Below are 25,461 nucleotides of genomic sequence, written 5' to 3'. Positions count from 1 at the left end.
GTCGCGCTGCTCAGTAACAAGGCGGATACGGATAGAATCCGCACCGCGGGGCGTAATAGGGATAGGCAGCCGCGGCGCCAAGGGCGGCTGCACCGGCGACTGCAGCGCCGCGATAATAAGCCCCTCGCCAGGCGGTTCGACGGGCAACGCCGGCAAAGGACAGCGGCGTGAATGGGCGACCAATGATGTCGATAAAGATCGACGCCGGTCCATCAGCTCCAGCAAGGTCACCTTCGAGCAGATCGACATCGAAAGTCAGCTTGTCGCCGTCGAGCTTGGGCGACTTCAGGACGACGACGGCGTCGGCTACCGACGATCCGTCTTTCCTGAACCCGGACACGGTGGCGTTTGGAGGATCTTTCGCGAAATTGTCGGTGCCATTGCCCCAATCCTCGACAATTCGCGATGTGAGATCGTGACCGGCTGCCCGCACGGGCCGATCGGCGAACACGATCGCATTCGGTGAAACCCCCGTCAGCACGAGCTTGCCGTCCTTCAAGCTCGCACCGCGCGAATTGAGGACGAACAGCGATGGCACGACCTCCGGCTTTGCCTGACCTATCGACTTCTCAAGCGGTACGTGTGGTTTGGTCTCGGGTGCAGATTGGGAAAGCACCTTATGGGGAGCGGCAATCAATCCGGCGACGCAGAATACCAGCAGAGCTGAGCGAAGGGTCATGGTTGTTATCTCCTTTGGCGCCCTTGGGGGAGCGCCGCAATTATTTCGGCAATCAGCTTCGCTACGCATTTCGCGCCAATTCGGATCGCGCGTCTTGCCATTTCGCGCCAATGATACAACTTCTCATCGCCCGGCGGCGTGAGATCTCTTGCGATGGTTCGCCCGGCCCGGCCAATCGGCAAGTTGCTGCCGCCTGTACGCGATGGGTTTGATTTTCATCAAACGCACGAAAGTGCGGCTGAAGCTGCTGGCGTTGCTGTATCCCACGAATTTCGCGATGTCCGACAGGCGCTTGCTTGAGTCCACGAGCAGGCGGCAGGCGATGTCCAGGCGAACTTCTGCGAGCATTTCGCTGTGGCTGGTGCCCAGGCGACCAAGGTGCCGCTGCAACGTGCGCGAGCTGATCTTGAGGGCCTGAGCGGTACTATCCAGAGTTGCGTCACCGTGTCGCAGCGACGCGACAATGGCCGCGCGGACCGCCTGGGCTGAAGGCAATCGGACAGCTCTCATCGGTTGGTTTGAGGCGTAAGGCCCGTGCTCCTGCAAGAGAAACGACGCTTCAGGATAGAGCCGCTTCCGGGATCAATCTGGCCATCAGCCGCCAAAATTGTCGTCAAGCGAAATTCGCGAATACGTTGTCACGTCGGCTGCTCGATAAAGACAACGCAAGAGGAGTTCCGGTCTGCTAAGCTGCGATCGCGGCAAAACTTCTTGGGCAGGTAGTAATGACCGTCATTCCATTGACCCGTTGTCAATTTCTGATCCCGTTCGCTGAGCTCCATTCTGAAATAGGCGGCCCGACGGCAGCACTTCTCGCCAGATTTCAACTCCCGACGTCCTTTGAAGAAAAAGCGGATCATTACGTGCCTTTGCTGCCGGCGGTTCGGTTCGCGACGGCCGCTCAGCAAAAGCAGGGCCTATCGGAAATTGCCTTTCGCGCAGCCCAGCGGCTCTCGTTCGAACATTTGAGCGAAGCCATGCGGGCGCGGGTGCGCCATGCGCCAACGCTTCTGGTTGCCCTGCAGCAAATATGCCGGTGGGCGCCGTGCGAAGATACGATCCTCCAGCTATGGCTCGAGCCAAGCGGCGAGAGTTTGAAGATTTGCAGCAAGCTTATTGGAACGGAGGGCATTTCCCATCTTGAGATATCCCAGTGGCTTCAGAACATATTCGTCCTGCACATCGTCCGTCAGTTCGCCGGGATCAGTTGGTCTCCGAGAGTGATTGCGTTTGAAGCACTCTACACGCCGAGCCCGGAGGTCCAGTCGCATTGGCCGAACACGCGCTTCATGTCGGGTCAAAAGGCGTCATCGATCGAAGTGCCGGTAGAACTCCTCAGTCTTGCAAATCCCGCAAGCGACGTTCGGCCGACGCCCGCCGATCACGAGCCGCAGTCATTCGGAAAGGACGTCGTCAGCGCACTGAAGCTAAGCTTGCCCTCCTACCTTGATCAAGGAGGCCTCACGATCATGCAGGCCGCCGAGATGATGGGCGTGAGCACCAGGAGTCTGCAGCGGAGGCTTTCGCTCGCTGGTCTGACATACTCGGGTCTGCTTGAGCAGGCTCGCTTCAACAATGCGGCCAAGCTTCTGGGCAGCACAGAAATCAAGATCATCGACGTTGCATTCTCGTCGGGCTATGCCGACCCTGCCCACTTCACGCGGGCTTTCCGCCGGATTTCCGGCTGCACCCCACGGGAGTTTCGGCAGAGGTCGAGGAACGGACAAGCCACGATCGATCGGCCTGCCTCCCGATCCAATGGCAATCGCCGCGCCTAGGGAAGGTTCTCGCCTTGAACGCGCCGCCACGTAACAACGCGGGGCTCCTGGCTCCCGGATCGATCTTGAGCGCGGCATTGTGCGCGCTGCTTATCGCCGTCCCGGTTGCGCAGGCCTTTGCCGCAAACGATGATGGCCTTGCCAATGCTTCGGTGCCGACGATCTATCTCGACCTCAGGACGATCTACGCACAGGTTCCGGCAGGATCGCTCGCGTTCGGCTTTGGCCATCCGACGCTGTTCAATACGCAGACGCTTGCAACATCAGGCGGCGCGGCATTTCCGGTCGGCCTGCCAGCAGCGAAATCCCTCAATATGGATTTTCCGCTGACGGTCGATGTCACCGAGAGCGCCTCGCTCTATGCCGGCGTCTCCGGCAGTTCGACGAGCTTTGGAAGCTCCGGCTTTTCGTCCCTTCAAATCACAAGCTGGAACATCGGCTTCCAGGCCGACCTTTACGAGCAGAACGGTGGAACCTTTCCTACCGTGACGCTGCAGTCGACTATCACAAAGTCGATTCCCGATGGTCCACTGAGCACAACCTCCTTCAACAACATTCTCGAATTTGACTATGCGCTCGATTCCGATGAGACCAGAGGCTTCCTCAGCGGTTTCCAATACACGCGAACCGACGTCGACGGTGCGCTGGGCAGGATCAACCCGAACACGATTGCCTATGTCGGCGGCTACTATCAATGGCCGAACAATTGGAAATTTACCGGCCGCGTGGGCGTGCAATCCTTCGAGGGCGCGCAGCTTCTGAACCTCGCATCGATTCAGCCCTTTGCGCAACCGATCGTGCGGATCGATCTCGACCGCGTGGACGATAATGACAACCGACTGTTTGGCGTCACAGCCGAAATCATGTGGGTGCCGAAACCGGCCTATCAACTGACGTTCAGAACGCCTCTGTATGCCGTCAAGAACTCGCCGGCGCCCCGGCCGCCCGAGCAAGCAAGCACCGAGACCATCCGACGAGGGTGCGAGCGACCCGCCCCCGACCGTGCTCCTACGACAGGTAGTTCTGCCCCGGTCACTTTGACTGCGTCCTCTGCGGCCGTCACCGGGTCGGCCATCGGCGCGCCGGGATGCTGCGCCAATCGGTGCAGTGACACGGCCAAACAGTCATGGCGTCAGCCGTTACCTCAAAAACCGAAGCGCGCTCGCGGCAACCAATCGTCCGGCTATTGTTGATCGTCGATCGGTTTGACCGAGTAGGCCGGCGCGCGCACCGGCTGGATCGTCAGCCGATAGGCGATCAGGTTGGTGCCATCGAAGGCCTCGAGCAAGTAGTCGCAAACGGGACAGCGATACTCACCCTTGGCGCCAGGTTCGGACCATAGCTCCAACCGTCGGAAACCTGCGCCACAGCACGCGCACGTCACATCCGCTTTGCGCACGTTGATCCTCTTGGCTGCGTTCCGCAGGACGTAAAAACACCAGGTGAACTCGGCAATGAAACGATGGCTGTCGCCTGACTGAGGCGAAAAGCAAATGCCATGGAACTCACGTTCGCATTCCAGGCAAGATGCTTCGGCAGCAAAGTACAGATTGTACCTGGGGTTGATGACAGCTGCCTGACCCTTTTGGAATGCGCGCCCTACTGCATTCCGTTGATCTACGTCAATCTCGCGAGGCGAAATTGTCGCAGTGTCGCCGTTCGCAAATTGTCCCATAGGGAGGACACGCCATGCTTCGTTGCATCCTCGCCGCTCTGGCGGCTCTGGTTCTCGTCGCTGTCTGCCTGATTCCTGATGACGCCTATGCCCGTCGCGGAGGAGGCGGCGGCTTCCGCGGCGGCGGAGGCGGCTTTCACGGCGGCGGGATGCGTGGCGGTGGCATGCATGTAGGCGGCGGAAGAGTTCACGGTGGAGGATATCGCGTTGCCGGCCGTCCAGGTGGCCGACCGATTGCAGGGCGTCCGGGCTATCCCGGTCGACCGATTGCAGGGCGCCCTGGCCGCCCGGTCGCCGGCTATCCCGGCTACGGCAGAGGCTACTATCGGCCGGGCTGGGGTTATGGTGCTGCCGCCGTCGGCGCTGCAGCCGCAGCCGGCGCGTATGGCGCCTATGGCTACTACGGCAACCAAAGCTGCTACTACAATGAATACGGGCAAATGGTCTGCCCGCAGTATTGATCCGGCTGAGCTGCAATGGATGGACATGCGGTTGCACCGCACCGGCTCGCTGTCGAGCTTCGGTCAGGCATCGGCATGTCCATGTTGAATGGATCGACCGCAAAGAGACGCCGCGATCGCCATCGTGGCGGTCCCTTGAATTTTGCTTTTCCAAGGAGACGGCTCGATGGAGTACGACGCCTTCACCGACGCGAGCCTTAAGATGATGTATGAGGCTGTTCGCGGCGCGCTCGAAGCCGACGATGAGTTCGAGGCAAACGGTGAAGATCCAAAATTCCGGGTCCGGTCGACGGCCGAATGGAAGCGGCATGCCAGCAATCTTGAGGCCGAGATTCTGAAGCGGGGGCTCCAGATCGACATCATCGACTGGACGCGCGGTCAGAGCGAGCTACCGCACTAAAGCCATCAGGGGTCCGCGTGAACGCGACGAAGAACACGCGCCCTCGTCCGGATTGGTGCCGGCAACGCTCGCCGTTGATCAAACCGGGCCGTGCGATCCAGGTGGCACCATGTACAGGGTCATGGCGAAAATCACGTAGATGAGCACGAGCAAGGCGCCGATAAACCATGCCGACCGTCCGCTGTTGGTGATGAAGCAGGACGTCACGGAGGCGATCATGACCATCGTCACGGCGCCCGGCCAGAACTGCAAATCCATCGGCTTCGGACCGACGACGTAGCTCAGAAGCACCAGTGCCGGCGCGACAAACAAGGCGATTTGAGACGCGCTGCCGAGCGCGATGCTGACGCTCATATCGAGACGGTTCTTGCGCGCCGCAGAAAACGCGACCGCCATTTCTGCCGCGGCGCCGACCAGCGCGACGATGACGAAACCGACGAACGCCGGGCTCAATCCCAGCGTCTCGCCCGCTTTCTGCACCGAGCTGACGAATATTTCGCTGACCAGCGCAACCAGCACCGTGACGACGAGAAGGGTGCCTAACGCAAGTCCGATCGGCCAGCCGGCGCCGCCGGTTTCGCCATGCTCCTCGCTTGCGAACAGCTCCTTGTGTGTCTTGAGCGAGAACAGCAAGCCGAGCCCATAGGCGCATATCAGCAGCACAGCGAGGCCCGTACTGAGAGCCAGCGCCATGGCCTCGCCGCGCGCCGGATCGAGGTCGGCAACAGCCGAGGGCGCAAGCAACGCAATCGTGGCCATCAGCAGCAGCGCTGCGTACATCCTCCCGCCGGCCCGATTATACTCCTGAACGTGATGGCGGAGCCCACCGAGCAGGAACGATGCGCCGAGCATGAAGAGTGAATTGGTGACGATCGCACCAGCGATCGATGCCTTGACCAGCATGTACTCTCCGGCATGCAGCGCAGCGATCGCGATGATCAGCTCGGTCAGATTGCCCAAAGTTGCGTTGAGCAGGCCTCCGACTGCGTCGCCGGTTTTCTCTGCGACGCTCTCCGTCGCGTGGCTGAGAAGGGCGGCCAACGGCACGATGGCCAGGACGGCGAGCACAAACAGGGCGGTGTGGGCGGACGGAGCTGCCGTCTCGACCGCCAGCACGATCGGTACGAAGACCAGCATCCAGAGCAGTGGATTATGTCGAATTTCCTTGAGCAGAAGGTGCATGGTGCCGCCCGGTCGAAATGAGTTCGACGCCAGTTTCTGAACACCGCAGGCAGCGTAACCTTGATCTAGCTCAACAATCCGGCGCCGCCGTCGCGCCGGTCATGGCTTGAGCCGGACCAACCGATCCGGAGCCTCACGGAACTTCCCGAACGGTCAGAAGCGCGTCCATATTTTCCGGCTCCCTCTCCCGCTTGACCTAGATCAACCCGTGGCTGACGTGATTGTGGTTGCTCTCGCGGACATCCTTGATGACCAGCTCAGGAGCTTACAATGACGAGGAACGCAGCTGTCGCAGCGATTGCATTTTTGGTGACGACCTCGTCTCTCGCTTTTGCAGCAGAGACATCCACAACAGTCGGAGCCGCGCAACCCAGTGCAGCCGATCTGAAGAGCCTGACGGACATGCGTGTCGGGATCGTCAGGGCCGCCTTGCAGCTGACACCCGATCAGGAGAAGTACTGGCCGGCCATCGAGGATGCCATCCGTGCGCGAGCGAAAAACCGGCAGGCTCGGTTGGAGCGAATTGCCGAACTCCAGGAGAACGGACCGATGGAGGCCCTTGGTGGAAGCAATCCGGTCGAGATGATGCAACGCAGGGCCGACCGGCTAATTCAGCGCGGGACCGATCTCAAGAAGCTCTCCGATGCCTGGGAGCCGCTCTACAAGACATTGAGCGATGATCAGAAGCGAAGGATGGCATTCGTGTCGTTCGCCGTCATGCGCGGCGTGCGAAACGCGATCGAGCAGCGTGGCGGTCCGGACGACGAAGACGAATAAGGCCAACCGGACGCAAGCGAACGGCCCCGCGCTGGTTTGTGCGTGAAATGGACGCTCGACCAACGCGAGCGTCACGCGCAGCCGCCAAAAAGAAAACGCCGTATTGCAACCGTCCATCTATGTTGCGGGCGCGGCGCGCATAGCCGCGTCGCCGGAAAGCGCCGCGTTCATCAACCCGGTCATTCCGGCGGCGGAAACCGGTCGAAGGTCGGCAGCTCATGCGCATCCTCCATCCAGCGCAGCCGCTCCGCGACCTGGATATGCATCGTGGCCGGCGCCACGTCGGGATCGTCATAGGTACCGCTCTGGATGTCGATGAACCCGGGCAGCATGTTGCCATTGGTATAGAAAAGTCCGCTGCCGCAGTTCGCGCAGAAGTGCCGCCGGCCGTGCTCCGAGGATCGGTAGATCCTGGGCTGCCCCTTCGTCACCTTGACCATGTCCTCGGCAACCATGACCCAGCCAACCATCGGCGCGCCGGCGTGGCGCCGGCAATCGGTGCAGTGACACAAAGCATGGACGACCGGTTCGCCGGTCACCTCGTAACGGATCTCGCCGCAGTGACAGCCGCCGGTGACGTCAGCCATGTTTTCCTCCGCTCGATCAGTGGTTTGCCGGATCGATAACGCTGCGAGCAGCAAAGCTTCAATTGCGCATCTTGCCCTTGCGTCGAGCTGTCGCGCGGTCCCCTGCGCCTGCCGATCATGCGGGCCGGCGTCGCACCTCACGAAATCGTCATCCCTGCCCTCGGCCCCGCCCAGGCCTCGGGAATAAAGCCCCAGCCCCGCCGATCACCTCCCCGGAAACCCAATCCCTGGGCCCACGGGAGACTTGCCATGAGCGGACACGATCACGACCATCGCGATGAGGAAAAAGGCGTCAGCCGACGCAAGGTGCTGGAATGCATGACCTGGGCCGGCACCGGCGTGCTGTGGACCGTCACCGGCGGCGTGCCGCATTCGCTCGGCATCGTCGGCTCGGCCGCGGCTGCGGAAGCTGCGCCTGGCATGACCTTCATGCAGATCAGCGACAGTCATGTCGGCTTCGACAAGCCGGCCAACCCGAACGCCATCGGCACGCTGGAAGAGGCCATCAACAAGGTCCGGGCGATGCAGGTCAAGCCGTCCTTCATGATCCACACCGGCGACATCACGCATCTGTCGAAGGCATCCGAATTCGATGACGCCGATCGCATCATCTCGCAGGCCAAGCTCGACGTGCACTACGTGCCGGGCGAGCACGATTTCATCGACGAGGAGGTCAAGCTCTACAAGGAGCGCTACGGCCGCGGCACCAAGGGTCCGGGCTACTATTCGTTCGATGCCGGCGGCGTGCATTTCATCGGCCTCGTCAACGTCGTCGACCTCAAGGGCGGCGGCCTCGGCAATCTCGGCAACGAGCAGCTCGAATGGCTGGAGAACGACCTCAAGGGCCGCTCGAAGTCGACGCCGATCGTGCTGTTCGCCCACATCCCGCTGTGGACGGTCTATCCGCAATGGGGCTGGGGCACCGAGGACGGCGCCCGTGCGCTGGAATACGTCAAGGGCTTCGGCTCGGTCACAGTGCTCAACGGCCACATCCACCAGGTGATGCAGAAGGTCGAGGGCAACGTCACCTTCCACACCGCGCGTTCGACCGCCTTCCCGCAGCCGGCGCCGGGCTCCGCCCCCTCGCCCGGCCCGATGAAGGTGGAGGATGCCAAGCTGCGCAGCATGCTCGGCGTCGCCAGCATCAACTTCAAGCAGAACAGCCAGCCGCTGGCGATCATCGACACGCCGCTGCAAGGCTAAGGGACAAGACCGATGAGTTCGATCAATCGACGCGACTTCGGGATCGCCGTGGTCGCGACCATGCTGCTGCCGGTCACGGCGGCCCGCGCCGAAGATACCGCGGTCCATATCGACAACTTCTCGTTCACCCCGCCCCAGCTTGAGGTGAAGGTCGGCACGACAGTGACCTGGACCAACCGCGACGACATCCCGCACACCGTGGTGTGCGCGGGCAAATTCCGCTCCAAGACCATGGATACCGACGGCACCTTCTCGTTCACCTTCACGGAGCCCGGCGAGTACAAGTATTTCTGCTCGCTGCATCCGCACATGACAGGCAGTGTCAAGGTTGGGTAACGTGACAACCCATACAATCACAACCATGCCCGGCCGGTGGCCCTCCGCCCCGGCCGGGCACGAGCCGTTTCTCGACATGCCGGGCAGGACACGATGGTTGTCAACGCGTCGCAAGACGATCCCGAAAAGGCGCGACGCTTCCGCGAGGCCGCGCTGCCGTATCTTGACGACGCCTATACGCTGGCCCGCTATCTGCTGCGCGATGCCGCCGACGCCGAGGATGCGGTGCAGGAATGCTATCTGCGCGCCTATAAGCATTTCGACAGCTACCGCGGGCCTGCGATGAAGCCGTGGCTGTTCGCGATCCTGCGCAATGTCTGCCGCGCCGAATATGCAAGGCGCAAGACCGCCCCGACCGCGGTCGAGGAGTTGCCCGAAGGCGGCGAGCAGACCCCGCTGTGGAATGAAGCCCCGGAGACCCCGGAAAAGCAGCTGCTGCGCCGCTTCGACGGCGAAACCGTGCGCAAGCTGGTCGCGGCGCTTGCCGAGCCGTTCCGCGAGACCTTCGTGCTCAGGGAAATCCAGAATCTTTCATACCGCGAGATCGCCGATGTCGCCGCCGTGCCGGTCGGCACCGTGATGTCCCGCCTCGCGCGCGCCCGCGCCATGCTGAGATCGGCCTGGCTTGCGGAACAGGAGCAAGCGAAATGACCTGCGAGGAAGCCGAAGTGCTGATCCACGCGCTGATCGACGGCGAACTCGACGCCGGCCATGCGCGCGAAGTGGAAGCCCATGTCGAGGGGTGCGCGCATTGTGCCGCGCTCATGAAGGAGTATCAGGAGATCCGCCAGGCGATCGCCGAGAGCGATTTGCGCTACAAGGCACCGCTCGAGCTGCGCCGCAAGATCGAGAAGTCACTGCCGCAACCACAAGTGCAGGCGGCGCCGACACGGCGCTCGGTGCTGCGCGGCTTTGCGCTGGGCTCCGCGGTGTCGGCGATGGCAGCGACCGGCCTTGTCGCGATCGTGCTGCGCAACGATGACGAGCAGCGCATCGAGAACGAGGTGGTGTCGGCGCATCTGCGTTCGCTGCAGGCCGGCCACCTCACCGACGTGATCTCGACGGATCAGCACACGGTCAAGCCCTGGTTCAACGGCAAGCTCGACGTCTCGCCGCCGGTGATCGATCTCACCGCGCAGGGCTTTACCCTGATCGGCGGCCGGCTCGACTACGTCAACGCCCGCGAGATCGGCGCCGTGGTCTACAAGCGGCGCCAGCACGTCATCAACCTGTTCGTGGCGCAGACCGCGAACACCGAACGCAAGGCGGCGAAGATCTCGACGCTGCAGGGCTTCAACATCCGCCGCTGGAGCGACCGCGGCCTGAACTACTGGGCGGTCAGCGATCTCGGCGCCGACGAGCTGAGTGAGTTCGGCGACAAGTTCGAGGGCGCGATGCGCGCGAACAAGGAGGGGTGATTTGCTTCCCTTGGCCGACCGTCATTGCGAGCGACAGCGACGAAGCAATCCATATCTCCGTCTGTCGCGCGATGGATTGCTTCGCTGCGCTCGCAATGACGGATAAGGCTCCTTCGTAGCCCGGATGGAGCGCAGCGCAATCCGGGAACGGTCTTGCCGGTTGTGAGAATCCCGGATTTCGCTTCGCTTCATCCGGGCTACATCGTGAGGCCTACGCCGACTTGCGCACCGCGTTGTCAACCAGCGTCTTGCCGAGCGACCAGATCGCGCCGGGCACCTTGTGGCTGCCGGCGATCACGTCGTCGAACGACTTCTCGATCCAGGTGCAGTCCTCTTCGGTGATCATGAGCGGCGGCAGCAGCTTGATGGTGTGGAGGCCGTGGCCGGCGACCTGGGTCAGGATCTTGTGATCCTTGAACAGCGGTACCGTGATCAGCTGGCAGAACAGGCCCTTGTTGGCGGTCTCCAGCAGATTCCACGACGCCTTGAGCCGCAGCGATTTCGGCGGACCGAACTCGACGCCGATCATCAGGCCCTTGCCGCGCACTTCCTTCATCAGTTCATAGCCGGGCACCATGCGCGTCAGCGCAAGACGGAGCTCGGCGCCGCGTTTGGCGGCGTTCTCGACGAGCTTCTCGGCCTTGATGACGTCGAGCGTGGCGATGCCGGCGGCCATCGCCAGATCGTTCTTGGCAAAGGTCGAGCCATGCACGACCGCGCGGTCCATCTGGTTGAAGATCTTGTCGAAGATGTTCTTGCGCGTCAGCAGCGCGCCGATCGGCACATGACCGCCGGATAGCGCCTTCGCCAGCAGCACCATGTCGGGCTCGATGCCCCAATGCTCGATCGCGAGGAATTTTCCGGTGCGGCCGATGCCGGTCTGGATCTCGTCGGCGATGAACAGCGTGCCGTATTTGCGGCACAGCGCCAGCGCGCCGGGCAGGAACTCGTCGGTGGGCATGTTGACGCCCTTGCCCTGGATCGGCTCGACGATGAAGGCGCCGACCTGGCGCGACGACAGCGCCTTCTCCAGCGCTTCGAGATCGTTGAAGGGAATCGGAGTGCAGCCCGGCAGCAGCGGCTCGAATCCGCCGCGGAAATTCGAATCATCCGTCAGCGACAGCGCGCCGTAGGACAGGCCGTGGAACGAATGCCCGCAATAGACGATGCCGGGGCGGCCGGTCGCGCCACGCGCGAACTTGATCGCGGCTTCGACGGTTTCGGCGCCGGAATTGGCGAAAAACACCTTGTCCAGATATGGAACATGTTCCAGAAGACGTTCAGCGAGCACGCCGGCGAGCGTCGAGACATCGAGCTGCACGAGATTGGGCAGATCGGCGTCGAGCACGCTCTTCAGCGCCTGGCGCAGGGCCGGATGATTGCGGCCAATCGCAAAAACGCCAAATCCGCTCAATAGATCAAGGTAACGAGCCCCCTGACGATCGAAGAGGTATTGGCCTTGCCCCTTCTGGAAGCCGACGTCGTAGCCGATGGTCTTGAGAACGCGAACGAGCTGCTCGTTGAGGTGACGCGTGTGCATGGCACCGCGCTGCCCCTCGCGCTCCACAAAAATCTCGGAAACGTCTAAATTGGAACTTACCATTCGTTACATACGTCGGTTGATGGCCATCTCGTCAACTTAAAACGCCCGCTAGCGGCGTTTTGACCCCCGCTCGGATCGTCCAGTTAAGCACAGGTTTGGACCATGTTGCACTGCCCAAGAACTTTCGCGCGTACAATAGCCTTTTCAGGTTTATTTTTGGCCACCGTATTATCACCGGCACTTGCAGCGGACCCGACCGGCGACTGGAAGGTCGCTGACGGTGTCGCCACCATCCGCGTCGCCCAGTGTAATGGCAACATGTGGGGTGCGGTATCCTGGGAAAAAACCCCGGGCGGCAAGGATAAGAACAATCCTGATCCTGCGAAGCAGAGCAGGCCGACGCTCGGCATGCCGATCCTGATCGACATGAAGAAGAAGGCCGGCGCCGATGCGTGGGAAGGTCAGGTCTACAACGCCAAGGACGGCCAGCTCTACAGCTCGACCATCAAGCCCATCGGCACCGATCAGCTCGAGATCCAGGGCTGCGTGCTCGGCTTCCTGTGCGGCGGCGAGACCTGGACCCGCGTGGGTCCGCCGATTCCGGTGAGTGCCGCTGGCAATCCGGCGGCGAAGGGCACCCAGCCCAAGTCGACAGCGCCGCAGAAAACCACCGGCGCCGTAGCGCCGGCCACCAAGCCGGCTCAAAAGCAGGTTCCGGGCAACGCCAATGCGCAGGCTGACGCCGTGGGCGATATTTGCCTGCTCCCGGACATCGCGCGATCGACGCATTAGCGGAAGCCTGCGGGGAACACCGCCGCTGACATCGCGGCTCCGCGGCGCCTGCCGCCAGGCCGGTTCGACAGCGAATCGCCAACGCGTCAGGTGACGTCGTTGGCGATATCCTCCTCCTTGACCTCGCGCGGCTTGCCCATCAGCGCCGGCTGGAACAGCAACACCGCCGCGAGCGTGGTGACGAGCGAGAGCGCCAGCAGCTTGCCCATGCTGGCGGTGCCGGGATGGCTCGACAGCCACAGGCTGCCGAACGCGGTCGCCGTTGTCAGCGCGCTGAAAAAGATCGCGCGCGTCAAGCTCGACTGCAGCAGATTCGTCCTGCCCTGGCGCCACGCCGTGACATAGTAGATCTTGAACGCCACGCCGACGCCGAGCAGCAGCGGCAGCGCGACGATGTTGGCGAAGTTGAGCGGCAGCCCGATCAAGACGCAAATCTCCAGCGTGACGATGCCGGCGACGAGGAGCGGCACCAGCGTCATCAGCACGTCGACGACGCGGCGCAGCGTGAGCCACAGCAGCAGGCTGATCGTGACCAGCGCCAGAATGCCGGCGTGGATGAACGCCTTCACGATGACGTCGCCCGACTTCAGGATCGAGACCGGTCCGCCGATCGCGGTCGGCTCGGCGGCGAGCACGGCGTCGGCAAAGCGGCGCAGATTGTCGTTGTCGTTCGGATCGCCCTTCGGCTCCACCTCGACACGCATCAGGCCGTCCTTGGTCTTCCAGCTGGCGACGAGTTCCGGCGGCAGGTTCTGCAGCGTGACGGTCTGGGCCTGCAGCGTATTGCGGAGCTGATCGAACACGATCTTCATCGGCGCGACGAATACGTCCTGCGCCTTGTCGCGGGTCGCCTCATTCGCATCGGCGAGCTTCTGCAGCGCGTCGGCGAGCCGGCGCGCGGCCAGCGCACCCGGCCCCTTGCCGTCGCCCGCGGTCTTGCGCAGGCCGTCGACTGAGCTCTTCAGCGACTCGACATTCTCCTGATCCGACGGCGCCGGATCGACCGAATCCGGGTTGAGCGCAGGGCCGAGCGTCTTGGCCGCCTGCGCGATCAGCTTCAGCTTGGCCGGCTGGTCGTCGGGCACGAAGCTGTCGAGCGACATCACGCGCGACACTTCCGGCAGCTTCTCGAGCTTCGCCTCGATCTTCTTGGCGTCGGCTTCCGAGCGCGTCATCACATTGATGGCATTGGCGCCGGTGTTCGGATCCTTCCTCAGGTCGAGGAAGGTCGCGATCAATTCCACCTTGGAATTGCGCAGATTGATCGGGTTGAAGTCGAACTTCATGTAATGGAGCAGCGGCAGGCCCGCGACCGTGACCAGCAGCGTGCCGACGATGATCGGAACGCGATGCTTCTCCAGGAAGTTATCGAGCGGCGCCAGGAAGGCGTAGCCGACCGGCTCCTTCTCGCCGGGCGGATTGAGCAGATCGAGCAGCGCCGGCAGCACCGTGATGCTGGTGACGAACGCCACCAGCATGCCGGCGCCGGCGATCTTGCCGAGCTCCGAGATGCCCTTGTAGTCGGTCGGCAGGAAGCAGAGGAAACCGGCAGCGGTCGCCATCGCGGCGAGCGACAACGGCACCGCCGAGCGGCGCGCCGCGTTTTCCAGCGCCAGCGTCAGATTGTCGTTCTTGAAGCGCTCGGAGCGGTAGCGGACGCTGAACTGGATACCGAAGTCGACCCCGAGGCCGATGAACAGCACGGCGAAGGCGATCGAGAGCAGGTTCAGCGAGCCGACCATCATCAGGCCGACCGCCGTGGTGATGGCAAGCCCGATGAACAGGTTCACGAACACGGCGAAGATGATCTTGCCGGAATGCAGCGCCATCCAGAGGATGACCAGCACGATCACCACGGTGCCGATGCCGTTGGTGATCGCGCCGTCCTGCACGGTGGCGTATTCCTCGTTGGCGATCGGCACCGGTCCGGTCAGGCGAACGCGCGCGTGATATTCAGTCGGGAATTTCAGATCGGCCGCCGCCTGGCGGATCGCATCGGTCGCGGCCTTGCCCGGCTCCAGCGCCGAATAGTCGATGATCGGCTTGATCTCGATGAAGGCGCGCTTGTCCGAATCGGTCAGCGGCTTGTCGCTGGTGAGCTCGCGCCACGAGAAGGTCGCGTTGCCCTTGGCGAGGACGGTCTCGACCGTCTCGGAGATCAGGTTGAAGGGCGGCGCGGCATTGTCGAGCTTGACCTGCCCGCGCTTGACGCCGGCAAGGCCGGTCTCGAGCGCGCCGGTCAGGCCGCGTATCGAGGGATCGCCGGCCATGATCTCGATCAACGGTGCAGCCAATTCGAGCTGGCCCGCGACCTTGCCGACCTCTTCGGTCGGCAGGAACAAGAGGCCATTCTTCTCGAAGAATTCGCCGGAGCCGAGCGCGGTGATCGCTTCGAAGTTCTTCTTGTCGGCCTGCAGCTTCGCGGTGAGCGCCTTCGCGGCCGAGCTGGTCAGCTCCGGCGTCGCTGCCTCGACCACCGCCAGGATCAGCCGCTCGCGATCAAATGCTTCCTCGAACTGGTTGTCGCGCTTGCGCCAATCGAGATCCGGCGAGATCAGCTTGTTGATGTCGGTGTTGATCGAGAAGTTGCGGGCCGTGTAGAAGCCGGCGCCGATCGACAACAGGACAGAGATAATCACAACCGGAAGGGCAAAACGCGTACAGGTTCTAACAACGGAGACGACAATATTTGTCAGCACTTCGTTTCTTTCTATCTCGGGGAAGCATGGCCGAAAACGCCCGCTCTGTAGCGGAGTTCCCGGGACCGATCTAATGTTGTTTTGGTTATCTTCCTCGACGGGACGGCGAGGAGGTTCCAAACCACAGGAACGGCCACGAATGGCCGGTATAAACCGCATCAGTGGGCGATAAAGTGACGAACAAGTGAGGGAGACGGACGGTCGCGGGGTCGAAACCCACACCATATTACCTCTAACGCCCCTCGTCCGTGACCACGCCCCCATCGAACCGCTACCTTTTTGCCACAAATCGCTGTATTTCCATGCGCTTGGGGCGCAGATCCCGTCCAGGAACTGTGATGGCTCAGACATTGCAACTGACGTTGCGACGTCCGACCTGTGGAGTGCGTTGCCGAAAAGGCCGCAGGGCATTGAACGAGATTGGTGCAATTTGCGTAACGGACGTCAGATGGAAGTGTTTCTTGCTCAGCCGCGCGGCTTTTGCGCGGGCGTTGTGCGCGCGATCGAGATCGTCGAACGCGCGCTCGAGAGGTATGGGCCGCCGGTCTATGTCCGCCACGAGATCGTGCATAACAAACACGTCGTCGAGAGCCTGAAGAAGAAGGGCGCGATCTTCGTCGAGGACCTCTCGGAAGTGCCGGCCAAGGCGGTGACCGTCTTCAGTGCCCATGGCGTTGCTAGGAGCGTCGAGGAGGAGGCGGAAGCCCGCGATCTGCCGGTGCTCAATGCCACCTGCCCGCTCGTCACCAAGGTCCACAACCAGGGCAAGCGCTATATCTCGAAGGGCCGCGCCCTGATCCTGATCGGGCACGCCGGCCATCCCGAGGTCGAGGGAACCATGGGCCAGGTTCCGGGGCCGGTCCTGCTGGTCCAGAGTGTCCAGGACGTGGCGGAACTGAGGCTGCCGAGCGATACGCCGGTCGCCTACATCACCCAGACCACCCTGTCCGTGGACGACACCAGGGACATTATCGCGGCCCTTCAGGCAAAATTTACAGATATTCAAGGCCCGGATATCAGGGATATCTGCTATGCGACACAGAACCGCCAATCTGCGGTAAGGGACCTCAGCAAACTGGTTGACGTCATTTTGGTGGTGGGGGCCGCCAACAGTTCCAACTCGAACAGGCTTCGTGAAATCGGCACCGAGGTCGGCGTCGCGAGTTATCTCATTGCCGATGGGAGCGAACTCAATCCGGATTGGCTCAAGGATGCGAAGGCCGTCGGCATTACCGCGGGCGCTTCTGCGCCCGAAGTTTTGGTCGACGATGTGATCGAGGCTCTGCGGCGGATCGGACCGGTGTCGGTCTCGGTCGTTCCGGGCCGAGAAGAGAATATCGAATTCCGGCTGCCGGCCGAACTGACTGCGGGCTGATCTGAACCCACATCCCTTTGATAAGTGCAGAAAGAAATCGTCTAATGGCTATACCGTTCTTCAAGGAAATGCGTATCGGCGGTTATCTGATCAAGCAGAAACTGCTTGGCCGCAAACGCTATCCGCTCGTGCTGATGCTGGAACCCTTGTTCCGTTGCAACCTCGCCTGCGTCGGCTGCGGCAAGATCGACTATCCCGATGCGATCCTCAATCGCCGCATGACGGCGCAGGAATGCTGGGATGCGGCCGATGAGTGCGGCGCGCCGATGGTGGCGATTCCCGGCGGCGAGCCGCTGATCCACAAGGAAATCGGCGAGATCGTGCGCGGCCTCGTCGCCCGCAAGAAGTTCGTCTCGCTGTGCACCAATGCGCTGCTGCTCGAGAAGAAGCTCGATCTGTTCGAGCCGTCGCCCTATTTGTTCTTCTCGGTGCATCTCGACGGCCTGAAGGATCATCACGACAAGGCGGTGTCGCAGAAGGGCGTGTTCGATCGCGCCGTCTCGGCGATCAAGGCGGCGAAGGCGCGCGGCTTCACGGTCAACGTCAATGCCACAATCTTTGATGGTCACCCGGCCGAGGAGATCGCCAAGTTCCTCGACTTCACCACCGAGCTCGGCGTCGGCGTCTCGATGTCGCCGGGTTACGCCTATGAGCGTGCGCCCGACCAGGAGCACTTCCTCAACCGCACCAAGACCAAGAAGCTATTCCGCGACGTCTTTGCGCTCGGCAAGGGCAAGAAGTGGAATTTCATGCATTCCGGCCTGTTCCTCGACTTCCTCGCCGGCAACCAGGAATACGAGTGCACGCCCTGGGGCATGCCGGCGCGCAACATCTTCGGCTGGCAGAAGCCCTGCTATCTGCTCGGTGAGGGCTACGCCAAGACCTTCAAGGAGCTGATGGACACCACCGACTGGGACACCTACGGCACCGGCAAGTACGAGAAGTGCGCCGACTGTATGGCCCATTGCGGCTACGAGCCGACCGCGGCGACCGCTGCGATCAACAATCCGCTGAAGGCGATGTGGGTTGCGCTGCGCGGCATCAGGACATCAGGCCCGATGGCGCCCGAGATCGACATGTCGAAGCAGCGTCCGGCGCAGTACATCTTCGCCGAGCAGGTGCAGAAGAAGCTCTCGGAGATCCGCCGCGACGAGGCTGCGGCCGCCGCCGCCAAGCAGCAGGCGAAGGCCTCGACCGCCGCCTGACGCGCGATGTGAGCGAAAGCAACATGAAAGCCCCGGTTCAGCGAACCGGGGCTTTTTTCGTTCAGGATGCCGCCTGCTCTTCCAGTCTCGTGCGCAGAAGCAATTTCTCGATCTCCGCCGCGCGCGGAGCGCTAAGTGTACCGCGCTCGATCCCGAGCGGGACATTGCGCAAAGCGAGCTCGCGATACAGCGCGCCGGATGGAGGAAATCGCTCATCCAGCGCCCGGAGGTGCTTGAGGATCGTTCCGACGTCGCCGCGCGCCACGCAGCCGCCCATGCCGTTGGCGAGGCCACCGTCGAGAACAGCCGCGACCGTCCCCCGCAGCAGCGGCATCATCGCGCGCAACGCGTCGGCCTCGCTGGCGCCAAAGCTCTTCCAGAGCTCGACGCCCTCCTTGAGCAGCGCGATCAGGAACGGACCGACGTAATAGGCCGACGCATGATAGAGCGCCCGCGCACCGGCCGGCAGCGCCAGCGGTTCACAACCGATGCGGGTCGCAAGCAATTCCAAGTCACGCCTGAAGTCGCCCTCTGCCTCGATGCCGACGGTGCATCCGCGCAACCCCTCGAGCGCGACGTCGGGATTGGCGAACATCTGCATCGGATGAAATCCGCCGGTCGCGGCGCCTGCGGATTTCGCATGATCGAGCGCGGCCAGTTCGGTCGCGCCGCTGCAATGAACCACGCGGTGACGCAGCTCCCAGCGCAAGTCCCGGCAGACCGGCAGGATCGCGTCGTCGCTCACGGTGAGGAACACCATGTCGCAGCGGTCAACAACCTGCTGCGCGTCCGTCATCGGCCGCGCCGACGGGATGCGGGATCCGAGCCGCTGCGCGGCATCGGCACCGCGGTTGTAGAACGCCGCGACGTTCAGCCCCGCGCGGGCGAACGCCGGCGCGAGCGTTTGCGCCACGCGGCCGGCGCCGATGAAGCCGATCCGCAACGCCGCCAGCGCCGTGCTCATTGCGCGTAGCTCCCGTCGATGCGGTCGAGCCTGCGCCGCAGCGCCGGCCATTCCAGCAGGCCGTAGCCGGCCTGCAGATTTTGCGCCGCTTCATTCAGCACCGGATTGGTGTCGCGCTCATTGTCCAGCGTGATCTCGGTGCCGGCAAAACAGGTCACCGTGTTGCCGATCGCCATCTCGGTCGGCGCATGCAGCAGCCGGCCACAGCCGAGCGCGTCGACCTGGATCCGGCAGGCCTGCTCCAGCCAGTAGATCGCATTGAACGCCTGCGGAATCGTGTTGCCGCAAACCAGCAGTCCATGATTGCGCAACACCAGCACATTGTTGCGGCCGAGATCGGCGACGACCCGGTCGCATTCGTCCCGATCGATCGCCGGCCCCTCGAAATCGTGATAGCCGATCCGACCGTGAAACCGCATCGCCGTCTGCGACAGCGGCAACAGCCCTTCGGCAAGCGTGCTGACGGCGGTGCCAGCCCTGGTGTGAGTATGCAGGACGCACTTCACGTCGGGCCGCGCGCGATGGATCGGGGCGTGCAGATAGAAGCCGGCCACGTTGACGTTGTAGCCGTGGTCGGGCTGCAGCAGGGTGCGGCCCTCGATGTCGATCTTGACGAGACTCGACGCGGTGATTTCCTCATACAGCATGCCATAGGGATTGATCAGATACTGATCGTGATGCCCCGGGACCTGTGCACTGATGTGGTTGTAGATCAGGTCGGTCATTCCGTAGAGCGCGACCAAGCGGTAGCACGCCGCAAGATCGACGCGGGTTGCCCACTCCTGTTCTCCCACGACGGCCCTGATATCGTTGACGGCACAAACTTCGATCTGACGCATGTTACTGGGGCCCTTGGTGTCGGATGACGGATGCGCGCTCGACGATATGGCTGAGGCTTTCCGTCGATGGAAGCCCGCCGAATACCTGCATCCCGTCCGCGCCAAGCCTGGATTTCACGAACAGATCGGCGGCAGCGGCGTCGCCACGCCTCAGCATCTCGGCAGCCTGCAGCGCATGCGCCATGCGGGTGACGAGCGCTCTCGCGTGCCCGTCGTCCGGGTATCGAGCACGCAAGCGATCGGCGAGATCGTCCGTGCTTCGGTCATAGACCGGATTGAGGCCCCTGCTCGCACGCAACTCGTCGACGAATGCGTCCCGGCAATTCGCATCGCGTTGCATGGCGCGCAAAACGTCCATGCACATCATGTTCGAGGTGCCTTCCAGATCGAATTCAACGGCGCCTCGCGATAGAGCCGGGCCATCGGATTCTCCATGATGAAGCCGTTGCCGCCATGCACCTGCAGGCATTCATAGGTGAAGGCCGGCGCGCGCTGACAGTTCCAGAACTTCATCACGGGTGTTGCGACCCGCGCCAGCAATCGCTCGTGTTCGCTTGACTGCAGGCCATCGGTCGCGCGCGCCACCCGAAACGCGCCGAGCATCGCCGCCTCGCTCTCGAGCGCGAGGTCGGCGAGCACGTTGCGCTGCATCGGAAGCTCGGACATCGGCTTGCCGAACGCCGTTCGCGTTTGCGCGTGGTTGAGGGCGAGGCTCAGCGCCTGGCGCATCAACCCGGCGGAGCCGACTGCGAAATCCAGCCGCGTCAGATGCGCATGCGAAAGGATTTCCGCGATGCCGCGGCCCTCTTCGCCGACCAGGATCGACCACGTATCGTGGTACTCGATCTCGCTCGATGCGTTCGATCGGTTACCGCACTTGTCCTTCAGGCGCTGAATGTGGATACGGTTGGCGCTGCCGTCCGGCAACAGGCGCGGCACGAACAGGCAACTGACGCCTGACTGGGTGCGCGCCAGCGTGTAAATCCGTCGGCCGCCGGCACCGAGAAGAACCATTTGTGGCCGGTGAGCGCATAAATCTCGCCATGCGCGCCGCGCTCGACAAAGCGCGCGGTGGTCTGGGTCTCACGCAGATCGGAGCCGCCCTGCTTTTCGGTCATGGCGTAACCGATGACCGCGGCGCGCTTGGCCTCGATCGGAAGCCGCCGCGGATCGTAGTCCGCCGCCAGCGTTCGCTCCAGCCACAAATTGAATTGCGGCTTGCCGGAGAACCCGGCGATCGCGGCGTACGCCATCCCGGTGGGGCAACCGACGCCGTTCTCGATCTGGTTCCAGAGATAGCTCAGCGCCGCACGCACCAGATGGCCGTGTGGTTCGCGCGTCGACCAGGCGAGGCTATGCACCTCGCTCCGGAACGCCAGCGCCATCAATTGATGCCAGGCCGGATGAAATTCGACCCAATCATTGCGGTTGCCATACCGGTCATGGGTCAGGAGCTTCGGTTCGTGCTCGTTGGCCAGCCGTGCCGCCTCCTGCACGGATTCGCTGCCGGCATGAGCTCCGAGCGCGGAAAGCTTGTCTTTCGCCCACGGCGCGATCGTCGCGATCAGGCCACTCAGCGCGCGGTCGTCATCGAACGCATTGAAGCCGAGCGCCGGCCGCGCCTGATTGCGTACGTCATGGGTCGCAAACGGAGCGGCTTTCGCTTCGGCGGCGGCAACCGGCTGGACGCGCGCATTCATGCGGAGACTCGCGATACGGGGGTGAGTTCGGGCGTGGCGTGGCGAAACAGCATGCGCGCGGAAAGCCCCGCGATCGATTGTGCGATCGCCCTCGCCGCGTCGGAATCGGGGGCCGCTTCGGGCGCGAGGGGACCAACCAGCGCCTCCATGAAGGCGCCGGTCACGCAGGATGCCGCGACGTTCGCGTCGATCTCGACGAACTCACCGCAGGCGATGCCGCGCCGGACCAGCCTTGCGATCTGATCGGCCAGGGCCGCCCGGTATTTCAGGCGCGCCGCGTCGATCTCGGGTTCACAGGGTTCGGCGATCAACGCGTAGGCCAGGCGACGGCCGCGCATCGCTCGGACCGAGAAGGTGTAGATCGCATCCACCAGACATTGGGACGCCGAGCCTTCCGCCTCGACGATCGCGGCGACGACGGCCACCTCGCGCTCGGACACCAGTGCGAGCACCTGCGCGTACAGATCCGCCTTGGAGTCGAAGTAGCGATACACGCTGCCCGTGGCCACGCCGGCCCGTGAGGCGATCAGGGCGATCTGGGCGTCCTTCCAGCCACTCAGCGCCACGGCCTCCCTGGCGGCACCGAGAATGCGCGCTTTGGTTTCGACCAGTTGGTTGAGACGAACGGCAGCGATTGCCATCGTGAACCTTAATTCATGAATAGAGGATCATAATTCATTCTCGGACGGATAACCGTCGCTGTCAAGGATCGACCCAGCGCGGTCCGCGTATGGCCCCTTCCCGGGGCGCCGGCACGCTGCTGGCAAGTCGTCAGAGGCTGGCCGCGCGACCACCGGCGCGAGGTACACGGATATGCGGGGTCTCTCACCGCACAGCCGACCGCAACTCCCAGCTGATCGCGGGGGCCGGCATCGAGCGAAACCTTTGGGCATCAAAGCAAAAGGCCCGATCGCGATGCGACCTGGCCTTTGTTTTGAGCTTGATACGGCGAGAACCCGGTCCCGGCCCGGCGCAGCGGATCAGGCCGCCTTCGCCGTGATCAGAACGTCTTCCACCGGCATCAGCACGTCATTGCCGAGCAGGAAGCCGCGGCAGCTGCGCAGCGAGCGCAGCGCGCGGTTGAAGTCGATTCCGGTCGACACCAGCGCGCGCAGCGTCCGTGGATTGCGCGCGATGCCGCGCAGCACCTTGCGCAGGTCGATGTCGCCGTTCGGCTTCACCGCGGATTTCGCAAGTTCCGGTAGCGCCCGGTGCGCGGGATCGCTGATTACGCGCAATGCGGCAAACGGAATGCGGGCCTTGGCGGCATAGGCCGCCGCAATATGGCTCTCCATGTCGACTGCGGCTGCGCCCGTCATCGAGCGCAGAGCGGCCTTGCAGGCCTTTGCCGCGATTACCTCTTCCACGCCGGCGAGACTGCCGCGGACGATCCTGCGGCGCTTCAGCGCGGCGCTGGCGATCATCTCTTCGTTCAGCGCCGATGCGGCCAGAAAGCGGGTATCGCCCGACATCACCTCGGTCGCGACCACGACGTCGCCCGACTTGAGCGACGGATCGAGCCCGCCGGCCACGCCGAACGAAATCACGCCACGGAAGGTGGTCGGATCCAGCGTCGCCAGCAACTCACGCAGCTGCTGCGGATCGCTCGAACTGCAGATTACGATCATGCCGGGGCCTGCCGCGATGCGGGCCTCCTGCACCAATCCAGTCACAATCAATACCGGCCGAGGATCAATTCTACTGCCCACGGTCTCGGCGGCCCCCGCCTCAACAATCACATCCCGACCCCTACCACCCTGCTATTGGTGCTTCTCAAATTTCGATACCGCGCCAGCGCCCAGAGCGGAAAGAACTTCGAGTAACCATGATATCGCAAGTAAAATACCCGCGGAAACCCCGTAGCTGTGTATCGCTGCTCGTCCCACAGCCCTTTTTCCGTCTGTGTTGCCTTTAGGTACTCCACACCCCGCGCAACAGCGCGATTTTCGACCTCTCCGGCCGCCATCAATCCAAGCAAAGCCCATGCCGTTTGCGAGGAGGTCGACGGCGCAACTTCATAACCCTTGTAATCCAGCCGGTAACTGACGGCGTCCTCGCCCCAGCCGCCGTCCTGATTCTGGACTGACGCCAGCCAGTCGACCGCCTTCCGAATCATCGGGTCGTTGCGATCGACCCCTGCGACATTTAGCGCCGAGAGCACCGACCAAGTGCCGTAGATGTAGTTCAGGCCCCAGCGGCCGTACCAGGAGCCCTCGGCAAGCTGGGTGCGGCGCAGATAGGCGACGCCGTCAGCCATCGCCTTGTTGCTCTCGGCGGTCTCGCCGAGCTGGCCCAGCATCGAGATGCATCGCGCGGTGACATCCTCGGTCGGCGGATCGAGCAATGCGCCGTGATCGGAGAACGGGATGTTGTTGAGGTAATATTCGAGGTTGTTGACGTCGAACGCGGCCCAGCCGCCGTCGCGGCTCTGCAGCCCCTCGATCCACTCGCGGCCGCGCGCGATGGACTCATCATATTCGCTGGTTCCGGTATGACGCCGCACGCGATCCATCGCCATCACGACCACCGCGGTGTCGTCGAGATCGGGATAATGGTCATTGTTGTACTGGAACGCCCAGCCGCCCGGGCGGACGTCCGGCGCCTTGACCGCCCAATCGCCCTTCAGCTCCAGCACCTGGCGCGGCTTCAGCCAGTCGAGGCCTTGCCTGGCCTTGGCCAGGGTATCGTCGCCGCCCGCTTCCTGCAGCGCATGACAGGCCAGCGCGGTGTCCCACACCGGCGAGACGCAGGGCTGGCAATAGGCCTCGTGTTCGCTAATCACGAGCAGCTTGTCGATGCCGCGGCGGGTGGTGGCGCGCGGCGGGAAATTCTCGTCCTTGCCGAGCGCCTCGTACATCATGACGATGTTGGCCATCGGCGGATAAATCGCGCCCATGCCGTCTTCGCCGTTCAGCCGCTCTTCGGTGAAGGCGAGCGCCGCATCGATCGCGCGCTGGCGCAGGCTCTGGGGAAACATCGGCTCGATTACCCGCAGCACGGCGTCGAGCGAGCGGAACAAATAGAACCAGCTCGCGCTCTGATGCGGCGCCTTCGGCGCCATGCGGACCGATTTCGGATCCTCCAGGAACAGCTCGTCGATGCCGACGCCTTTCGGATTCTTCGCACGCGGCTTCAGCGCGGCAAGCACCATCAGCGGCACCATAGTGGTGCGCGCCCAGTAGGAGATCTTGTTGATGTGGAACGGCGACCACATCGGCAGCAGCATGATCTCGATCGGCAGCACCGGCGTCGCGCGCCAGCTCACGACGCCATAGAGCGCGAGCAGGAATCGCGTGAACACGTTGCTGCCGGAAGCGCCGCCACGCGAACGGATCGCCTCGCGCGCCCGCGCCATGTGCGGCGCGTCGACGGAATCGCCGATCATCTTCAGCGCGAAGTACGACTTCACGCTGGCGCTCATGTCGAACGGGCCGTCATGCACCAGCGGCCAGCCGCCATGGGCGCCCTGGACGCGGCGCAGATAGTTGCCGATCTTGGCCTCGAGCCCGGCATCGATCGGCTCGGCCAGGTAGTGACGCAGCAGGACATATTCGGCCGGAATGGTGCTGTCGGCCTCGAGCTCGAACACCCAATGTCCGTCGGACTGGCGATAGCCGAGCAGCGCTTCGGTTGCCTTGGAGATGCTCTTCTCCAGCGCGACCGGGTCGACTGCAACGCTGTGATCTCTCGCAAGCATTTCGCTCGATATCCTCTTCATCGCGGCCCGGCTGATCGAAAGCCGCGGCCGCTCCAGAGCATGATCCGATTGCATCGGATCACGCTCTTGTCCTTTGTTCAGTCGCGTTTGCTTAACGCGAACCGGTAGCCACTTCGCTCGAAAACGCGCC

At 63.0% G+C, this 25,461-nt stretch carries 27 protein-coding genes; 12 read left to right on the top strand and 15 right to left on the bottom strand.

What is annotated here, in order from left to right:
- Positions 1–10: 10 nt before the first annotated feature.
- Positions 11–679, bottom strand: a complete 669-nt coding sequence (locus ACSKB9_RS38110; RefSeq protein WP_198400294.1) for a hypothetical protein — start codon at positions 677–679, stop codon at positions 11–13.
- Positions 680–802: 123 nt separating this feature from the next.
- Complete coding sequence (locus ACSKB9_RS38105) at positions 803–1,174, bottom strand: helix-turn-helix transcriptional regulator (RefSeq protein ID WP_438079527.1); 372 nt, start codon at positions 1,172–1,174, stop codon at positions 803–805.
- A gap of 230 nt (positions 1,175–1,404) precedes the next feature.
- On the opposite strand from ACSKB9_RS38105, the gene ACSKB9_RS38100 reads away from it, so the two are divergent.
- Positions 1,405–2,457 carry a helix-turn-helix domain-containing protein gene (locus ACSKB9_RS38100; protein WP_438079526.1) on the top strand — a complete coding sequence of 351 codons (1,053 nt, stop codon included), beginning with the start codon at positions 1,405–1,407 and terminating at the stop codon, positions 2,455–2,457.
- A gap of 65 nt (positions 2,458–2,522) precedes the next feature.
- Positions 2,523–3,650: a hypothetical protein gene (locus ACSKB9_RS38095; protein WP_438079525.1), complete on the top strand. Its 1,128-nt coding sequence runs from the start codon at positions 2,523–2,525 to the stop codon at positions 3,648–3,650.
- Here ACSKB9_RS38095 and ACSKB9_RS38090 read toward each other — a convergent pair.
- The gene (locus ACSKB9_RS38090; protein ID WP_438079524.1) at positions 3,641–4,132 is read right to left on the bottom strand and encodes a hypothetical protein; all 492 of its coding nucleotides are present in this window, start codon (positions 4,130–4,132) and stop codon (positions 3,641–3,643) included. The genes ACSKB9_RS38095 and ACSKB9_RS38090 overlap by 10 nt on opposite strands.
- Positions 4,133–4,146: 14 nt before the next feature.
- On the opposite strand from ACSKB9_RS38090, the gene ACSKB9_RS38085 reads away from it, so the two are divergent.
- A complete protein-coding gene (locus ACSKB9_RS38085) occupies positions 4,147–4,593 on the top strand; it encodes a hypothetical protein (RefSeq protein ID WP_076833062.1) in 447 nt (148 codons plus the stop codon).
- 166 nt (positions 4,594–4,759) lie between these two features.
- Complete coding sequence (locus ACSKB9_RS38080) at positions 4,760–4,993, top strand: hypothetical protein (protein WP_438079523.1); 234 nt, start codon at positions 4,760–4,762, stop codon at positions 4,991–4,993.
- Positions 4,994–5,071: 78 nt separating this feature from the next.
- Here ACSKB9_RS38080 and cax read toward each other — a convergent pair whose 3' ends face one another.
- The gene (gene cax / locus ACSKB9_RS38075) at positions 5,072–6,175 is read right to left on the bottom strand and encodes a calcium/proton exchanger (protein WP_438079522.1); all 1,104 of its coding nucleotides are present in this window, start codon (positions 6,173–6,175) and stop codon (positions 5,072–5,074) included.
- A 270-nt stretch (positions 6,176–6,445) separates the two neighbouring features.
- On the opposite strand from cax, the gene ACSKB9_RS38070 reads away from it, so the two are divergent.
- Entirely contained in the window at positions 6,446–6,952 is a 507-nt protein-coding gene (locus ACSKB9_RS38070; RefSeq protein ID WP_438079521.1) for a Spy/CpxP family protein refolding chaperone, read from the top strand.
- Positions 6,953–7,131: 179 nt separating this feature from the next.
- On the opposite strand, the gene ACSKB9_RS38065 is transcribed toward ACSKB9_RS38070, so the two are convergent.
- On the bottom strand, positions 7,132–7,539 hold the full coding sequence (locus tag ACSKB9_RS38065) for a GFA family protein (RefSeq protein ID WP_438079520.1): 408 nt from the start codon (positions 7,537–7,539) through the stop codon (positions 7,132–7,134).
- 249 nt (positions 7,540–7,788) lie between these two features.
- Between ACSKB9_RS38065 and ACSKB9_RS38060 the strand changes: the two genes are divergently transcribed.
- The 4 genes from ACSKB9_RS38060 to ACSKB9_RS38045 all read left to right on the top strand — a co-directional run bounded on the left by ACSKB9_RS38060 (position 7,789) and on the right by ACSKB9_RS38045 (position 10,496).
- On the top strand, positions 7,789–8,742 hold the full coding sequence (locus ACSKB9_RS38060) for a metallophosphoesterase family protein (protein ID WP_057015687.1): 954 nt from the start codon (positions 7,789–7,791) through the stop codon (positions 8,740–8,742).
- Positions 8,743–8,754: 12 nt separating this feature from the next.
- Positions 8,755–9,078, top strand: coding sequence for a cupredoxin domain-containing protein (locus ACSKB9_RS38055; RefSeq protein WP_028331706.1), 324 nt, complete (start codon positions 8,755–8,757; stop codon positions 9,076–9,078).
- 93 nt (positions 9,079–9,171) lie between these two features.
- Entirely contained in the window at positions 9,172–9,729 is a 558-nt protein-coding gene (locus tag ACSKB9_RS38050) for a sigma-70 family RNA polymerase sigma factor (protein ID WP_018270594.1), read from the top strand.
- A complete protein-coding gene (locus tag ACSKB9_RS38045) occupies positions 9,726–10,496 on the top strand; it encodes an anti-sigma factor family protein (RefSeq protein WP_438079519.1) in 771 nt (256 codons plus the stop codon). Before ACSKB9_RS38050 ends, ACSKB9_RS38045 begins: the two co-directional genes overlap by 4 nt.
- 211 nt (positions 10,497–10,707) lie before the next feature.
- Here the strand turns inward: ACSKB9_RS38045 and hpnO are convergent, their stop codons facing one another.
- On the bottom strand, positions 10,708–12,099 hold the full coding sequence (gene hpnO / locus ACSKB9_RS38040) for an aminobacteriohopanetriol synthase HpnO (protein ID WP_057015689.1): 1,392 nt from the start codon (positions 12,097–12,099) through the stop codon (positions 10,708–10,710).
- Positions 12,100–12,201: 102 nt separating this feature from the next.
- Between hpnO and ACSKB9_RS38035 the strand changes: the two genes are divergently transcribed.
- Positions 12,202–12,831: a DUF2147 domain-containing protein gene (locus ACSKB9_RS38035; protein WP_438079518.1), complete on the top strand. Its 630-nt coding sequence runs from the start codon at positions 12,202–12,204 to the stop codon at positions 12,829–12,831.
- 86 nt (positions 12,832–12,917) lie between these two features.
- Here ACSKB9_RS38035 and ACSKB9_RS38030 read toward each other — a convergent pair whose 3' ends face one another.
- Positions 12,918–15,530, bottom strand: coding sequence for an MMPL family transporter (locus tag ACSKB9_RS38030; protein WP_438079517.1), 2,613 nt, complete (start codon positions 15,528–15,530; stop codon positions 12,918–12,920).
- A 448-nt stretch (positions 15,531–15,978) separates the two neighbouring features.
- On the opposite strand from ACSKB9_RS38030, the gene ispH reads away from it, so the two are divergent.
- Both ispH and hpnH read left to right on the top strand, forming a co-directional pair.
- Complete coding sequence (ispH, locus tag ACSKB9_RS38025) at positions 15,979–16,905, top strand: 4-hydroxy-3-methylbut-2-enyl diphosphate reductase (protein WP_438079516.1); 927 nt, start codon at positions 15,979–15,981, stop codon at positions 16,903–16,905.
- A gap of 44 nt (positions 16,906–16,949) precedes the next feature.
- Entirely contained in the window at positions 16,950–18,110 is a 1,161-nt protein-coding gene (gene hpnH / locus ACSKB9_RS38020) for an adenosyl-hopene transferase HpnH (protein WP_028331712.1), read from the top strand.
- Positions 18,111–18,171: 61 nt separating this feature from the next.
- On the opposite strand, the gene ACSKB9_RS38015 is transcribed toward hpnH, so the two are convergent.
- From ACSKB9_RS38015 to shc, 8 genes are all read right to left on the bottom strand, one after another.
- On the bottom strand, positions 18,172–19,074 hold the full coding sequence (locus tag ACSKB9_RS38015; RefSeq protein ID WP_438079515.1) for a Rossmann-like and DUF2520 domain-containing protein: 903 nt from the start codon (positions 19,072–19,074) through the stop codon (positions 18,172–18,174).
- Complete coding sequence (locus ACSKB9_RS38010) at positions 19,071–19,913, bottom strand: class II aldolase/adducin family protein (RefSeq protein ID WP_438079514.1); 843 nt, start codon at positions 19,911–19,913, stop codon at positions 19,071–19,073. The genes ACSKB9_RS38015 and ACSKB9_RS38010 overlap by 4 nt, the downstream gene beginning before the upstream one ends.
- Position 19,914: 1 nt before the next feature.
- Complete coding sequence (locus ACSKB9_RS38005) at positions 19,915–20,271, bottom strand: hypothetical protein (RefSeq protein WP_438079513.1); 357 nt, start codon at positions 20,269–20,271, stop codon at positions 19,915–19,917.
- A gap of 5 nt (positions 20,272–20,276) precedes the next feature.
- Complete coding sequence (locus ACSKB9_RS38000; RefSeq protein WP_438079512.1) at positions 20,277–20,840, bottom strand: acyl-CoA dehydrogenase family protein; 564 nt, start codon at positions 20,838–20,840, stop codon at positions 20,277–20,279.
- Complete coding sequence (locus tag ACSKB9_RS37995; RefSeq protein WP_438079511.1) at positions 20,798–21,613, bottom strand: hypothetical protein; 816 nt, start codon at positions 21,611–21,613, stop codon at positions 20,798–20,800. The genes ACSKB9_RS38000 and ACSKB9_RS37995 overlap by 43 nt, the downstream gene beginning before the upstream one ends.
- The gene (locus ACSKB9_RS37990) at positions 21,610–22,254 is read right to left on the bottom strand and encodes a TetR/AcrR family transcriptional regulator (RefSeq protein WP_438079510.1); all 645 of its coding nucleotides are present in this window, start codon (positions 22,252–22,254) and stop codon (positions 21,610–21,612) included. The genes ACSKB9_RS37995 and ACSKB9_RS37990 overlap by 4 nt, the downstream gene beginning before the upstream one ends.
- 339 nt (positions 22,255–22,593) lie before the next feature.
- Positions 22,594–23,352, bottom strand: coding sequence for a phosphorylase (locus ACSKB9_RS37985; protein WP_376708411.1), 759 nt, complete (start codon positions 23,350–23,352; stop codon positions 22,594–22,596).
- Complete coding sequence (gene shc / locus ACSKB9_RS37980) at positions 23,349–25,310, bottom strand: squalene--hopene cyclase (RefSeq protein ID WP_438079509.1); 1,962 nt, start codon at positions 25,308–25,310, stop codon at positions 23,349–23,351. The genes ACSKB9_RS37985 and shc overlap by 4 nt, the downstream gene beginning before the upstream one ends.
- Positions 25,311–25,461 lie beyond the last annotated feature (151 nt).

This window comes from Bradyrhizobium sp. BR 1433, assembly GCF_051547665.1.
GTDB lineage: Bacteria > Pseudomonadota > Alphaproteobacteria > Rhizobiales > Xanthobacteraceae > Bradyrhizobium > Bradyrhizobium australafricanum.
This window is presented reverse-complemented; position numbering and strand designations above follow the sequence as displayed.